Annotated in this window: 15 protein-coding genes; all 15 read right to left on the bottom strand. The window is 55.1% G+C overall.

Features of this window, described 5'->3' with window-relative positions; all coding sequences use genetic code 11:
- Complete coding sequence (mgtE, locus tag HZS81_RS09920; RefSeq protein ID WP_179930404.1) at window positions 1-1,383, bottom strand: magnesium transporter; 1,383 nt, start codon at window positions 1,381-1,383, stop codon at window positions 1-3.
- Window positions 1,384-1,536: 153 nt separating this feature from the next.
- Complete coding sequence (locus HZS81_RS09915; RefSeq protein ID WP_179930403.1) at window positions 1,537-1,965, bottom strand: F0F1 ATP synthase subunit epsilon; 429 nt, start codon at window positions 1,963-1,965, stop codon at window positions 1,537-1,539.
- Between the two features lie 24 nt (window positions 1,966-1,989).
- Window positions 1,990-3,369, bottom strand: a complete 1,380-nt coding sequence (gene atpD / locus HZS81_RS09910) for a F0F1 ATP synthase subunit beta (protein ID WP_179930402.1) — start codon at window positions 3,367-3,369, stop codon at window positions 1,990-1,992.
- Window positions 3,370-3,444: 75 nt separating this feature from the next.
- Window positions 3,445-4,329, bottom strand: coding sequence for a F0F1 ATP synthase subunit gamma (gene atpG / locus HZS81_RS09905; protein ID WP_179930401.1), 885 nt, complete (start codon window positions 4,327-4,329; stop codon window positions 3,445-3,447).
- Between the two features lie 68 nt (window positions 4,330-4,397).
- A complete protein-coding gene (gene atpA, locus HZS81_RS09900) occupies window positions 4,398-5,942 on the bottom strand; it encodes a F0F1 ATP synthase subunit alpha (RefSeq protein ID WP_179930400.1) in 1,545 nt (514 codons plus the stop codon).
- 16 nt (window positions 5,943-5,958) lie between these two features.
- Window positions 5,959-6,495, bottom strand: a complete 537-nt coding sequence (locus HZS81_RS09895) for a F0F1 ATP synthase subunit delta (RefSeq protein WP_179930399.1) — start codon at window positions 6,493-6,495, stop codon at window positions 5,959-5,961.
- Window positions 6,496-6,506: 11 nt separating this feature from the next.
- Window positions 6,507-6,977, bottom strand: a complete 471-nt coding sequence (locus tag HZS81_RS09890; RefSeq protein ID WP_179930398.1) for a F0F1 ATP synthase subunit B — start codon at window positions 6,975-6,977, stop codon at window positions 6,507-6,509.
- A 78-nt stretch (window positions 6,978-7,055) separates the two neighbouring features.
- Window positions 7,056-7,283: a F0F1 ATP synthase subunit C gene (gene atpE, locus HZS81_RS09885; protein ID WP_179930397.1), complete on the bottom strand. Its 228-nt coding sequence runs from the start codon at window positions 7,281-7,283 to the stop codon at window positions 7,056-7,058.
- Between the two features lie 58 nt (window positions 7,284-7,341).
- On the bottom strand, window positions 7,342-8,169 hold the full coding sequence (atpB, locus tag HZS81_RS09880) for a F0F1 ATP synthase subunit A (protein WP_179930396.1): 828 nt from the start codon (window positions 8,167-8,169) through the stop codon (window positions 7,342-7,344).
- A gap of 12 nt (window positions 8,170-8,181) precedes the next feature.
- Complete coding sequence (locus tag HZS81_RS09875; RefSeq protein ID WP_241697452.1) at window positions 8,182-8,589, bottom strand: ATP synthase subunit I; 408 nt, start codon at window positions 8,587-8,589, stop codon at window positions 8,182-8,184.
- 207 nt (window positions 8,590-8,796) lie between these two features.
- Entirely contained in the window at window positions 8,797-9,738 is a 942-nt protein-coding gene (locus tag HZS81_RS09870; protein WP_179930395.1) for a ParB/RepB/Spo0J family partition protein, read from the bottom strand.
- Between the two features lie 40 nt (window positions 9,739-9,778).
- Window positions 9,779-10,546: an AAA family ATPase gene (locus HZS81_RS09865; protein WP_179930394.1), complete on the bottom strand. Its 768-nt coding sequence runs from the start codon at window positions 10,544-10,546 to the stop codon at window positions 9,779-9,781.
- A gap of 34 nt (window positions 10,547-10,580) precedes the next feature.
- Complete coding sequence (gene rsmG, locus HZS81_RS09860; protein ID WP_179930393.1) at window positions 10,581-11,240, bottom strand: 16S rRNA (guanine(527)-N(7))-methyltransferase RsmG; 660 nt, start codon at window positions 11,238-11,240, stop codon at window positions 10,581-10,583.
- A complete protein-coding gene (gene mnmG, locus HZS81_RS09855; protein ID WP_179930392.1) occupies window positions 11,237-13,141 on the bottom strand; it encodes a tRNA uridine-5-carboxymethylaminomethyl(34) synthesis enzyme MnmG in 1,905 nt (634 codons plus the stop codon). The genes rsmG and mnmG overlap by 4 nt, the downstream gene beginning before the upstream one ends.
- 551 nt (window positions 13,142-13,692) lie before the next feature.
- Window positions 13,693-14,324: amino acid ABC transporter ATP-binding protein (locus HZS81_RS09850; RefSeq protein ID WP_241697451.1), on the bottom strand; the 632-nt coding region annotated here is incomplete at its 5' end.

Here is a 14,324-nt window from a genome sequence, read left to right as displayed (position 1 = left end):
CTAGGCGCCCGCCAAAATTGCTGAGGCGATGCTGAAATAAATCACCACGCCAGAGGCATCGATAAGCGTCGTCACCAGCGGAGCCGAGGCGGTTGCCGGGTCGACTTTGAAGCGTTCCAGCACAAACGGCAGGCACATACCGATAAGGCTGCCGAATAGCACGATGGTCACCATGCTCAGCGCCACGATCATCGCTACTGCTTCGCCGCCACGCATAATGCCTATCGGTGTCACGGCTACCGCCATGGTGATACCCAGGGCGCCCGCCACTAACAACTCGCGTCCGAGCATTTTGCCCCAGTCTTTTACCCCAACGTCACCGGTTGCCATGCCGCGCACCATCAGGGTGGCCGCCTGCGCGCCGGCGTTACCGCCTGAGCCAATCAACAGAGGCAGGAAAAACACCAGCGCGACTTCCAAGGCGATGGTGTCTTCAAAATAAGCGATCCCCGCCCCCGAGAAGAGATTGGCAAATACCAGAAGCACCAGCCACAGCACCCGTTTACGGTAGAGGCTCCACAGCGGTACGCGGCTAACGCCATCCTCTAGTTGGCCGATCGACATCCCCTTGTGGAAATCCTCGGTGGCCTCGGATTCAGCCACGTCCATGGCGTCATCGTGGGTCACAATGCCCACCATACGGCCATCTGCATCGATCACCGGCAACGCCAGCAGATCGTAGCGCGCGACTTTGCGGGCGACCTTTTCCTGCGCTTTATCGACCTGGGTTTTGATCACATCTTTGATCATGATGTTATCGACAATGGCGCCGGGGCGCGCCACCATCAGCTGACGCAACGACATCGTGCCGATTAGCTGCCCGTCGCTATCAAGAATGTAGAGTTGGTAGACCGTTTCTGCATCCGGCGCGGTCTGACGTACTCGCATCATTGCCTGGGACACCGTCATACCACTGGCGATGGGCACGTAGTCCGAGGTCATAATGGCACCGGCAGTGCCCTCTTCGTAACTGGCAAGCCGCTTTAGGTCTTCGCGCTCTTTATGGGCCATACGACGCAGCAGCGCTTCACGGCGGTCTTCACTGAGCAGGTTAAATAGGTCGGCGCGTTCATCAGAGCCCATTTCTTCCAGTAGCTTGAGTAGCTGACTATCATCCAGCTCTTTTACCACCTCAAGCTGACTCTCACCGGGCAAATAGCCCAATACATTAGCGGCCCGCTCAGCCGAGAGAATATCCAGCAGAGAAAGCGCGGCGGGCAGTTCCTCATCGTCTTCGATTAGCTCTTCGAGTACTTCGCCGATATCCGCTGAGCGGTTTTCGGCCAGCCGCAACGAGAGCAGCGTTTTACTCGGCGCTTCCTTGGCTAACTCGTCAAGCAGTTCGGCTTTTAATGCCTGTAGGGACTCATCATTTAGCGACATAGTGGTTCCCCCTTTGTGTCGCCGTTACACGTGTCCACACGCGTGGTGATGGACGTCGTTACTGCCTTTGTACGCCATAATACCAGACAAAAAAAACGCCCCTTAAACCCAATGCGGGGCTTAAGGGGCGTGAGTTACGCCAAATACGTGGATTTAGCCTTTACCTGCCTTTTTACGCAGTTGCTGAATCGTACGCAATTGGGCAACCGCCTCAGCCAGCTCAGCGGCGGCGCGCGTGTAATCCAGTTCAGACGATTTGTCGTTGAAGGCACGCAGTGCCTGCTGACGCGCTTCCTGAGCCGCTGCCTCATCAAGATCGGCAGCGCGCGCGGCAGAATCGGCCAAAATGGTCACGACGTTCGGCTGCACTTCCATGAAGCCACCGGAGACAAAGAAATTATCTTCTTTGCCGCCGTCGTAAATGACACGGATCGGGCCCGGCTGAAGCTCAGTCAGCAATGGAGCGTGCCCCGGCAGTACACCGAGGTCGCCCATCAAGCCAGAAGCAATCACCTGCTCTACTGAGCCTGAGAAGATGGATGCCTCTGCGCTGACGATATTGCAAGTGAAGCTATTCGCCATAGCGAATCCCCCTGGTAGACGGGATTACTTCTTCATCTGGTTGGCTTTCTCGACGGCTTCGTCGATGGTGCCGACCATGTAGAAGGCCTGTTCCGGCATGTCGTCGTATTCGCCAGCGAGAATGCCCTGGAAGCTACTGATCGTATCTTTCAGCGACACATATTTACCCGGCGCACCGGTAAACACCTCGGCGACGAAGAACGGCTGCGACAAGAAGCGCTGGATTTTACGTGCCCGGGAAACGGCCAGCTTGTCTTCATCCGACAGCTCGTCCATACCCAGAATCGCGATAATATCCTTGAGCTCTTTGTAGCGCTGTAGAACACCCTGCACACCGCGAGCCACGTTGTAGTGCTCATCACCCACTACCAACGGATCTAGCTGGCGCGAGGTAGAGTCCAGCGGGTCAATTGCCGGGTAGATACCTAGCTCGGCAATGGAGCGCGCCAGTACCACGGTAGCGTCCAGGTGCGAGAAAGTGGTCGCCGGTGACGGATCGGTCAAGTCATCCGCTGGTACATAAACCGCTTGTACGGAGGTGATCGAGCCGGTTTTCGTCGAGGTAATACGCTCCTGAAGAACGCCCATCTCTTCGGCGAGGGTCGGCTGATAACCTACCGCCGATGGCATACGACCCAACAGGGCCGATACTTCGGTACCCGCTAGGGTATAGCGGTAGATGTTATCGACGAACAGCAGCACGTCGCGGCCTTCATCACGGAATTTCTCGGCGATGGTCAGACCGGTTAGCGCTACGCGCAGACGGTTACCCGGGGGCTCGTTCATCTGACCGTATACCAGCGATACCTTATCGATAACGTTGGAATCGGTCATTTCATGATAGAAGTCGTTACCCTCACGGGTACGCTCACCAACACCAGCAAAAACGGAATACCCGCTGTGCTCGGTGGCGATGTTGCGGATAAGCTCCATCATGTTAACGGTTTTACCTACCCCGGCACCGCCGAACAGGCCGACTTTACCGCCTTTCGCGAAGGGGCAAACCAAGTCGATAACCTTGATGCCGGTTTCCAGCAGCTCTTCAGACGCTGCCTGGTCAGCATAGCCGGGTGGTTTACGGTGAATCGGCATACGTTCGTCTTCGCCGATGTCGCCCGCTTCATCAATAGGCTCGCCAAGCACGTTCATGATACGGCCCAGCGTGGCTTTACCCACGGGGACTGAAATCGCCGCCCCTGTGTTAGTAACATCCATGCCGCGTTTGAGCCCCTCGGTAGAGCCCATGGCGATAGTGCGCACCACGCCATCGCCCAGCTGTTGCTGGACTTCCAGAACCGTCTCGGCTCCCGAAATATTCAGCGCGTCGTAGACCTTGGGCACTGAGTCCCGCGGAAACTCTACGTCAATCACCGCGCCGATGATCTGTACGATACGTCCGCTCATCTTGGTTCCTCTCAAAAACCTGCAAATGAAACCTGTCTGCTGGGAGCGCCCTTGCAAGAGGAGGCTCCCTAGGCGTTATACGGCAGCGGCGCCGCCGACGATTTCAGAAATTTCCTGGGTAATGGCGGCCTGACGGGCCTTGTTGTAGACCATTTCCAGATCGTCGATCAGGTCGCCAGCGTTGTCGGTGGCGCTCTTCATCGCAATCATGCGTGCCGCCTGCTCACAGGCGCCGTTCTCCACAACTGCCTGATAAACCTGTGACTCAACGAAGCGAACCAACAAGTTATCAAGTAACGCCTTTGCATCCGGTTCATACAGGTAGTCCCAGCTTCCGGGACGGGCGTTTTCATCGTCTTGCTCGTCGGCGCCCATATCGGGCGACAGCGGAAGAAGCTGACGCAGCACCGGCTGTTGCGTCATGGTGTTAACGAATTCGTTATGCACCACGATCAAGCGGTCCAAACGTCCTTCGTCATACGCTTCGAGCATGACCTTTACGCTACCAATTAGATCTTCGACCGTGGGCGCCTCGCCCAGGCCACTTTTTGCCGCCACCAGCTTACCGCCATACTTGTTAAAGAAGCTGCTCGCTTTGCTACCCAGCGCACAGAACTCAAGTTCTGCCCCCTGGTCACGCCAAGCGGCGGCGTCCTTCAACACGGCCTTGAACAGGTTATGGTTCAAGCCGCCACAGAGGCCGCGATCAGTGGACACCACGATATAACCAACGCGTTTCACCTCGGTACGCTCGACCATGTAGTCGTGCTTGTACTCGGGGTTGGCATCGGCAATGTGGGCGACCACGTTGCGGATCTGCTTGGCGTAAGGCTGACTGGCCTTCATCAGATCTTGCGCTTTACGCATCTTCGATGCAGCCACCATTTCCATGGCGCTGGTAATCTTCTGCGTATTTTTAATGCTCCCGATCTGGGTGCGTATCTCTTTTGCAGCTGCCATAGCGATCTACCTTTCGTTCGTGGCTCTCAGAAAAGCATCCAGGCCCGCCCGAGAGCAGGCCATAGGCATTACCAAGTCTGAGTCGCCTTGAACTGTTCGAGACCCGACTTCAAGCCGTCTTTGATCTCGTCGTTGTAGTCGCCAGTCTGGTTGATCTTGTCGAGCAGGTCGCTGTGTTCAGACTTCATGTAATCGTGCAACGCACTTTCGAAGTCCAGCACCTTTTTAACATCAACATCATCCAGATAGCCTTCGTTAGCGGCGAACAGCGTCAAGGCCATTTCCGCAACCGACATTGGCGAATACTGGCTCTGCTTCATCAACTCAGTAACACGCTCACCGTGCTCAAGCTGCTTACGCGTGGCTTCATCAAGATCCGAGGCAAACTGCGAGAACGCCGCCAGTTCACGGTACTGAGCCAGCGCTAGACGAACACTACCGCCCAGCTTCTTGATGATTTTGGTTTGTGCCGAACCACCGACACGCGATACCGAAAGGCCCGCGTTGATCGCCGGACGAATACCCGAGTTAAACAGGTTCGTCTCAAGGAAGATCTGACCGTCGGTGATCGAGATCACGTTGGTCGGAACGAACGCGGAAACGTCACCGCCTTGGGTTTCGATGATCGGCAGCGCGGTCAATGAACCGGTTTTGCCTTTCACTTCGCCATTGGTGAACTTCTCGACGTAGTCGACGTTGACGCGCGCAGCGCGCTCAAGCAGACGCGAGTGGAGATAGAAAACATCACCCGGATACGCTTCACGGCCCGGCGGACGACGCAACAGCAGCGATACCTGACGGTAGGCAACGGCTTGTTTAGACAAGTCGTCATACACGATCATGGCATCTTCGCCGCGGTCTCGGAAATATTCGCCCATGGTGCAGCCAGAATAGGCGGCGAGGAACTGCATCGGTGCCGGGTCAGCGGCGCCCGCTGCGACGACAATGGTATGTTCCATCGCGCCATGTTCTTCAAGCTTGCGCACCACGTTGGCAATGGTCGATTGCTTTTGACCAATAGCAACGTAAACACAAGTAACGCCTTTGCCTTTTTGGTTGATGATGGCATCAATGGCAATGGCGGATTTACCGATCTGACGGTCACCGATAATCAGCTCACGCTGACCGCGGCCGATCGGCACCATCGAGTCAATCGATTTCAGACCGGTTTGGATCGGCTCATCGACGGATTGACGGGTGATAACACCGGGCGCCACTTTTTCGACGGCGTCGGTCATTTTGGCGTTAATATCGCCTTTGGCGTCAATCGGATTACCCAGCGCATCGACTACACGGCCGATCAGTTCCGGGCCTACCGGCACTTCGAGGATGCGACCGGTACACTGAGCGGTCATGCCCTCTTCGAGCTGCAGATAGTCACCCAGCACAACGGCACCCACGGAGTCGCGCTCCAGGTTAAGTACCATGCCGAAGATACTGCCGGGGAATTCAATCATTTCACCAAACATTGCGTCTTCGAGGCCGTGAACTTTCACGATACCGTCGGAAACGCTGACGATGGTGCCCTGATTACGGGCTTCAGATGCGACGTCAAGCTTTTCAATTCGCTGCTTGATGATGTCGCTGATCTCGGAAGGATTCAGTTGCTGCATGCCATGTCCCTCAAACTCAAGTGGTCAGCGCTTCAGAAAGGCGATTCAATCGACCGCGTACCGAACCGTCAATAACGGTATCGCCAGCACGCAGGATGACACCACCAATTAGCGTCTTATCCACCTGAGTGGTAATGGAGATTTCGCGATTCAGACGTTTTTTAAGCGCGTTAGTCAGCTTGGTCTGCTGCTTGCTGTCGAGCTTAAAGGCTGACGTCACGTTTACGTCGATACGCTGTTCGTGTTCCGCGCGAAGTTGCTCGAACTGCTCGGCAATCGCCTTCAGCGCTACGAGACGATATTGGTGCGCTAGATTCGTCAGAAAACGCTCAAAGGCATCGTTCTGCTCTTCGGGCAACATGCCCGTCAAGATCGATACTTTCTTTTCGTTTTCAAGCTTTGGGCTACCCAGCAGATAACGCACTTTGTCGTCTGCAACAGCATAGCCCAAAAAGCCAAGGGCATAAGACCAGGCATCTAGCGCATCGTGATCGCGCGCATATTCGAACGCCGCCTTAGCGTAAGGACGAGCGACGGTGAGTAGTTCCGCCATAGTTCACCTCCTTACAGTTCAGCAGCAAGCTCATCAAGCAACTTGCGGTGCGCTTTTTCGTCAACGGAGCCTTCCAGTATTCGCTCAGCACCGATAACCGCTAGATGAGAAACTTGCGCACGCAAATCTTCTTTCGCACGCTGCATTTCTTGATCAATCTCGGCACGTGCACCTACTAGCAAACGTTCGCCTTCAGCACGTGCTTGCTCCCGAGCTTCTTCAACGATCTGGGCAGAGCGCTTATTTGCCTGTTCCAGAATTTGAGAAGCCTGCTCTTTGCTCTCTTGCAGGGTCTTCGACGCCTGCTCTTGAGCGAGCTCAAGGTCACGGGAAGCGCGGCTTGCCGCGTCCAAGCCGTCAGCAATTTTTTTCTGGCGCTCGTAGAGCGCAGTGCTGATGGGTGGCCACACGTACTTTATGCAAAACCAGACAAAGATCGCGAAGGCGATCGTCTGCCCGATAAGCGTCATGTTGATATTCACAGGGATGTACCTCTGACTGTATTCGTGGCGACCGGGGTGTGGCAAAACCGAGCGGAAAGCCGCCCGGCAAAGCTGTTATTAACCGGCAACAACGAAGATCAGGTACATCGCAATACCAACACCGATCATCGGAACGGCGTCAAGCAGACCGGCCATGAGGAAGGTTTTGGTTTGCAGCTGATCGCTCATTTCCGGCTGACGAGCGGTAGATTCGATAAGCTTGCCACCCAAGATAGCGAAGCCGATGCCAGTACCCAGGGCACCAAGGCCGATCATGATAGAAGCGGCGATGTAGATGAGTTCCATGGTAGTACTCCTAGTTTTTCACGTTAAGGTTGAAGGTTGGGGTTAAGGCGTTGCTCAGTTAGTGATGTTCGTGTGCAGCACTTAGATACACAACGGACAGCACGGTAAAGATAAATGCCTGCAGAACGATAATAAGGATGTGGAAGATCGCCCACGGCACATCCAACAGCCAGATGGCCCAGAACGGCAATAGGGCAATCAGGATGAAGATAACTTCCCCGGCAAACATATTACCAAAAAGTCGCATAGCGAGACTGAAAGGCTTTACCAGCAGCGCAACGATTTCAAGGAGAAGATTGAAAGGAATTAGCGCCCAATGGTTAAACGGGGTAAACGATAATTCTTTAGCAAAACCACCCACCCCTTTGATCTTGATGCTGTAATAAATGATCAAACAGAAGACACCAAAGGCCATACCCAAGGTAGCATTCGGATCGGTCGTGGGAACGATCTTCATGTAGTCCACGCCCAATCGCTTGAACAGCTCCGGGAAGTAGTCAACCGGAAGGATCTTGAGCGTGTTCATGAACAAAATCCAAACAAATAGCGTCAGAGCGAGAGGTGCAATCTTCGAGTTGTTACCGTGAAAGGTCGCTCGGGTCGTGTTCTCGATGAATTCGAAAACCATTTCGACAATATTCTGCAGTGTCCCCGGAACGCCGGTAGTCGCCACTTTACCCGCTTTACGAAATAACCAAATAAACAACAGACCCATGGCAATCGACCACCCCATGGTATCGAGGTGAATTGCCCAGAAGCCCATTTCGCGCGCTTCTTCTGCAGAGTGGGCCAGCGACCAACCGTTTTCCGGGTGTTTGCCAAACGTTAAGTTCTGCAAGTGGTGCTGGATATAGTAAGCCGGCGAGACTTCGTTTCCTGCTGCCATGGAACTATTACCTCAATTAGTTGGGCGGTGTTTGGGCATTAGCCAAGGTGCCAGCCAATGTGTCAGTACAACCGCTACATAAGCACAAAAAAAGAAAGCGGGGTTTGAGGGGGGCACTACCAGAAACACCGTAATAAACAGCACCACCGTCAAACCGAACTTACCCATTTCAGCACGAAAAAGTCGCTTTGCGCTTTGCGAGGCGCGAATCTGATGATTGAGCACACCAGAGCGAGCGATAAACAAACCGTTAGGCGTTACCGCCAGTGCCACACCCAGTAATGACGATAAAGCACCTGCGCTTCCCGATACGGCAAATCCAAGTAGCACGCTGATAAACGCAACACTTGCTTGTATCGTACTCAGCCGGCGTATATACACCTGTCGTCGTGTGACTTCTCGCCGTTGCCGCATTTTCATCGTTACTCTTGCACGGTGATTGTGATTCGTCGTGAACCGCGCCTTAAGCAACCCTACGTTCACAGCCTGCACAAATCTTGCGCGATTATAGGGAAGCGCTATCGCCCCTTCAACCAAAGTCATTCGCTTTTTGCCCGTGATACCGGCGTCTTGCGACCAAAGGGGGAAGGATTATCAATATTCTACCTACAATGTCTGGTTATTTACCTACTGAATATGGCCGAGTATGCCATCGAGCTCTTCTAGGCTGGTGTAGCGAATGGTGAGCTTACCTTTGCCTTTTTGACCGTGTTGAATCGATACCGGCGCGCCAAGCTGCTCGCTTAAGCGCGTTTCCAACCGGGCAACATCCGGTGACGGCACTTGGCGGCTTTTCGCTCGTGCAGGCTCGCCTTGGGTTTGGCGCTTTTTTACCAAGGCTTCTGTCGCCCGTACGGTAAGGTCATGATTGACCACGTCGTGGGCTACTTGGCGCTGCTCGGCGCTTTTGAGTGAAAGTAGCGCGCGCGCATGGCCCATATCCAAATCGCCGCGCTCAAGTAGCGTTTGCACTTCCGGGTCGAGGGCGAGTAAGCGGAGTAAATTCGCCACTTGTGTGCGCGACTTGCCTACCGCATCGGCAATTTGTTGCTGGGTTAGCTCGAATTCTTCGCCTAAGCGTTTGAGCGCGATGGCCTCTTCCACCACGTTCAGGTTTTCGCGCTGAATGTTTTCAATTAGCGCCAAGGCCAGAGCCACTTCATCGCTGGCCTCGCGAATAACCGCGGGAATAACGTCCAGCTCAGCCAGTTGGGCGGCACGCCAACGCCGCTCACCGGCGATAATCTCATAGCGGTTTTCCGCCACCGGGCGCACCACAATGGGCTGCATCACGCCCTGCGCGCGGATCGAATCGGCGAGTTCTTCCAGCGCTTCAGGCTGAATGTCGCGCCGAGGCTGATACTTCCCGCGAACCAGTTGGCCCAGCGGCAAGCGTTCTAGGCGTTCTGGCTCGCTTGAGCCCGCTTCCGCGCTTGCTGGCGTGGGAACCGATGACTCGGAATCGACCGGTACGGGATCGCCTATGGTGATGTCTAAACTGTCTCGGCGGCGGGCGCCGGCGCCGATTAGGGCGTCGAGGCCGCGTCCTAGCGCACGTTTACGCGTCATTGTTTTCCCTCGTGAAACGACGTCTGCCAACAGCGTCTGTTTACAGCGTTAATCGACGAATCAACTCTTTAGCCAGCACGCGGTACGCCTGACTGCCCCGTGAAAAGCGCGCATATTGGGTAACCGGCAGGCCGTGGCTAGGCGCTTCTGCGACCTTGATATTACGCGGAATGGTGGTTTTCAGCAGCGCATCGCCAAAAAAGTCGCGCAGCTGTTTATCGACTTCACGCGTCAAGCTGGTGCGCTTATCGTACATGGTGCGCAAAATACCCGACACACTAAGCGCCGGATTAATGTTCTCTTTGATTTGCTCAACCGTATCCAACAGGGTGGAAAGTCCTTCAAGCGCGTAAAATTCGCACTGCAACGGAATGAGCACGCCGTCGGCGGCGGTCAGCGCATTCACCGTTAGCATGTTGAGCGACGGCGGGCAGTCAATCAGTACCACATCGTAGTTAGCGCGCACTTCGTTAAGCGCTGACGATAAACGGCTTTGACGCGCTTTGCTATCAAGGAGCTCAACTTCGGCTGCGGTCAAATCGCCGTTGCCGGGCAATACATCAAACTTCACCGGAAGGTTTCGCGCGATCACCTCGCTTGCCTTAGCTTCGCCTAACAGCACATCGAGTACGCTAACGTCTAATTCGTGCTTGTCGATGCCGCTGCCCATACTGGCGTGGCCTTGCGGGTCCAGATCCACTAGCAGCACGCGGCGGCCAAGCTGCGCAAGACTCGCCGCCAGGTTGACGGCGGAGGTGGTTTTGCCCACGCCGCCTTTTTGGTTGGTCAGGGCGATGATCTGGCTCACTTACGCAACTCCTTGTGGGTTTACCATGGCGGTATCAAATCCGCGGGGACAAGATCAGTAGCTGCCGCGTGGCGGCTTCAAAAGGTACCTTAAGCGAATGCCGCGCTTTCATCGTGATGTCATCGGGCAACGCTTGCAGCTCGTCATCGGCGCCGGGGCCTTTCATCGCCAACCACTCGCCGTGAGTAGCGGGCAGTTGACGTGTCAGCGTGACAAAGTCGACCAGATTGGCAAAGGCGCGCGAAATCACCTGATCAAAACTGTCGGCGTCAAACTGCTCAACACGGGCTTGTACCGGGGTGACGTTTTCAAGCTCAAGCTCCATGATGGCTTGACGCTGAAAGCGCACTTTTTTGCCGTTGCTATCGAGCAGCGTGACGTCAAGCGCCGGGTTGAGAATCGCGAGCACCAAGCCGGGAAGCCCCGGACCGGCCCCCACGTCCAATACGCGCGGCCCGTGCACAAACGGCGCTACCGCAGCGCTATCAAGAAGATGGCGCGTTACCATGTCATTTACATCACGTACTGCGGTGAGGTTATAAGCCCGGTTCCACTTGTGCAATAGGGCCAAAAGCCCCAGTAAGCGCGTCCGCTGTTCATCCGAAATCGATTGACCCAGCTCGCCAAACCCTTGGTCTAAGCGTTCAGCGATTCCATTCGGTAACGATGCTGTCAAGGTTGCCAGCGTGCTCATCCGTTGGCGACCTCGCTCTTTTCCACCAACCGGCGCTTTTTCAAGTGAATCAGCAAGATCGATACCGCCGCCGGGGTCACCCCGGAAATACGCGCCGCGTGGGCGAGTGTCGCTGGGCGCGCCTCGATGAGTTTCTGGCGTATTTCGTTGGAAAGCCCTTCGACCTGCTGGTAATCCAGGGTAGCGGGTAACGGCGTCGCTTCATGGCGCTTTAGCTTGTCGATTTCGTCCTGCTGACGGTCGATATAGCCCTGATATTTGGCCTGAATTTGTACCTGTTCGGTAACCGCGTCGTTGTCTACCGCCTCGCCTTCGATACCTGGCAACGATGCAATATCGGCGTAGGTAAGCTCGGGGCGCCTGAGCAGATCGCTTAAGCGATACTCCCGCGCTAAGGCTTTACCCGTTTTCTCGGCGAGGCGTTCAGCCGCTGGGGTATGCGGTTGCACCCAGGTGGCGGCGAGCCGCTGGTTTTCCCGCTCGATGGCGTCGCGCTTTTGACTGAAAGCATCCCAGCGCGACTCGCTGACCAAGCCCAACTTACGGCCGGTTTCGGTCAAGCGTAAATCGGCGTTGTCTTCGCGCAGCAGTAGGCGATACTCGGCGCGCGAGGTGAACATGCGGTAGGGCTCTTTGGTGCCCATGGTGATCAGATCATCGACCAGCACGCCCAAATACGCTTCATCGCGGCGCGGCCACCAGGCCTCCAATGCTTTCGCGCGGCGAGCGGCGTTCAAGCCGGCGAGTAGCCCCTGAGCGCCAGCTTCTTCATACCCGGTAGTGCCGTTGATTTGCCCGGCAAAAAACAGGTTGTGGATAAATTTGGTTTCCAGCGAGTGTTTCAGATCGCGCGGATCAAAGAAATCGTACTCGATGGCATAGCCTGGCCGCGTGATATGCGCGTTTTCCAGTCCCTTGATCGAGCGCACTACCTGAAGCTGAATGTCAAACGGCAGCGAGGTGGAGATTCCGTTGGGATACAGCTCGTTGGTATCTAAACCTTCCGGCTCAATGAAAATCTGGTGGCTCGATTTATCCGCAAAGCGATGGACCTTGTCCTCAATCGACGGGCAGTAGCGCGGCCCGATGCCTTCGATCACGCCGGAATACATCGGCGAGCGATCCAGGTTTTTTAGAATGATGTCATGCGTTTGCGTATTGGTATGGGCAATGTGACAGCTCATCTGGCGCGGATGCATTTCGCGGTTGCCGAGATACGACATCACCGGCGTGGGCGAATCCCCCGGCTGCTCTTCAAGGTGAGAGAAATCTACGGTTTTGGCATCAAGACGCGGCGGCGTGCCGGTTTTTAGCCGGTCAACGTGAAACGGCAGCGCGCGTAATCGTTCGGCTAGGGCGTTGGAGGGTGGATCCCCTGCGCGTCCACCGCGATTTTGATCAAGTCCGATGTGAATCACGCCACCGAGGAAGGTTCCTGTACACAGCACGACGGATTCGCCGTGAAAACGAATCCCTGTTTCAGTTAACACCCCGCGAACGGTGTCGTTGTCCACGATCAGATCGCCCGCGGCTTGCTGGAAGATGGTCAGATTCGGCTGGTTTTCCAGCATGCCGCGGATAGCCGCTTTGTAACGCACCCGGTCAGCTTGAGCACGGGTAGCGCGCACCGCCGGTCCTTTGCGAGCGTTAAGCACACGAAACTGGATACCACCCAGGTCCGTGGCTAGCCCCATCGCACCCCCAAGGGCATCGATTTCTTTGACCAAATGGCTTTTGCCGATGCCGCCGATGGCGGGGTTACACGACATTTGGCCCAGAGTTTCGATGTTGTGGGTGAGCAGCAGAGTTTGACAGCCCATGCGAGCAGCGGCCAGCGCGGCTTCGGTCCCCGCATGGCCACCGCCGATGACAATTACGTCAAAGCGGTCGGGATAATTCATGACACCTCGTCTTGCGCGTTTTAGCGCGACTTTATTCAGCATGCATCAGTAAGCCCGGCAGTATAAACCTCCTGTGGGTAACCGTCAGGTTTTTCCACATCCGGATTTCATCATTTCACTCACTATTAATAACAACATATATATAAATAAAGGAAGTTCTGTTGTTGTTGTAATTATTGGTGTGGATAAAATCTGTGGAAAAGAGTATTTATTTATCTACTATCAATTGGTTGCAATGTGGGCAGATATGTTAAGAAAGCGCGTACTAGACGCGTACAAACGGTGTTGAGCCTGTGGATGGAAACGCGATTTACCCACAGGACAAATTACTGACGGCTTTTCCACTGCTGCGTACCTGACTTGTTACCGTGGCTGTGAACAACCCGGGGGTTTCTCCACAATGACGATTAAGCACCGGCATGCCAACGTTTGAGGCTGATACATGAAGGCGTGAAAAAAATAGTATCCACAGGCAAAAAAAAGCCTGTCACGAGGACAGGCAATGAAATAGAGCGATTTTTGGCGCTTTTCTTAGCGCTAATGTGGCGAATCTAGTGTTTTAAAACACGCGCCAAAAATGACTGTGTACGTTCGTGCTGGGGTTTATCAAACAGCTGCTCGGGTGGGCCTTGTTCGGTAATTTCCCCCTGGTGGATGAAGATTATCCGGTCGGCGACTTCGCGAGCAAAGCCCATTTCGTGGGTAACAATCACCATCGTCATGCCCTCTTTCGCTAACTCGCGCATGGCGTCGAGCACTTCACCGATCATCTCCGGATCAAGCGCTGACGTAGGCTCGTCAAAGAGCATTAACCGGGGTTCCATGGCTAAGGCGCGGGCAAGGGCGACACGCTGCTGCTGACCGCCTGAAAGCTGTGCCGGGTACTTATCCGCTTGATCGGAAATGCCGACACGCTCAAGTAGGCGCTTGGAGGTTTCGACGGCATCAGCCCGGCTCCAACCGCGCACCTTCATCGGTGCAAGCGAAATATTGTCGATCACGCTGAGATGGGGGAACAGGTTGAACTGCTGAAATACCATGCCCACTTCAGTGCGGATTTTTTGGGCTCTTCGTCGTTGGGTGTGGAATTCACCCCCTGATCTGGGCCAGGATATGACCTCCACGACGACAGGAGGCATGGCATGGACGGCACACAGATTTTGACCCTCGGCCTGGGCTTGGA

Origin of the sequence: Vreelandella salicampi (assembly GCF_013415105.1) — a bacterium.
Taxonomy (GTDB): domain Bacteria; phylum Pseudomonadota; class Gammaproteobacteria; order Pseudomonadales; family Halomonadaceae; genus Vreelandella; species Vreelandella salicampi.
This window is presented reverse-complemented; position numbering and strand designations above follow the sequence as displayed.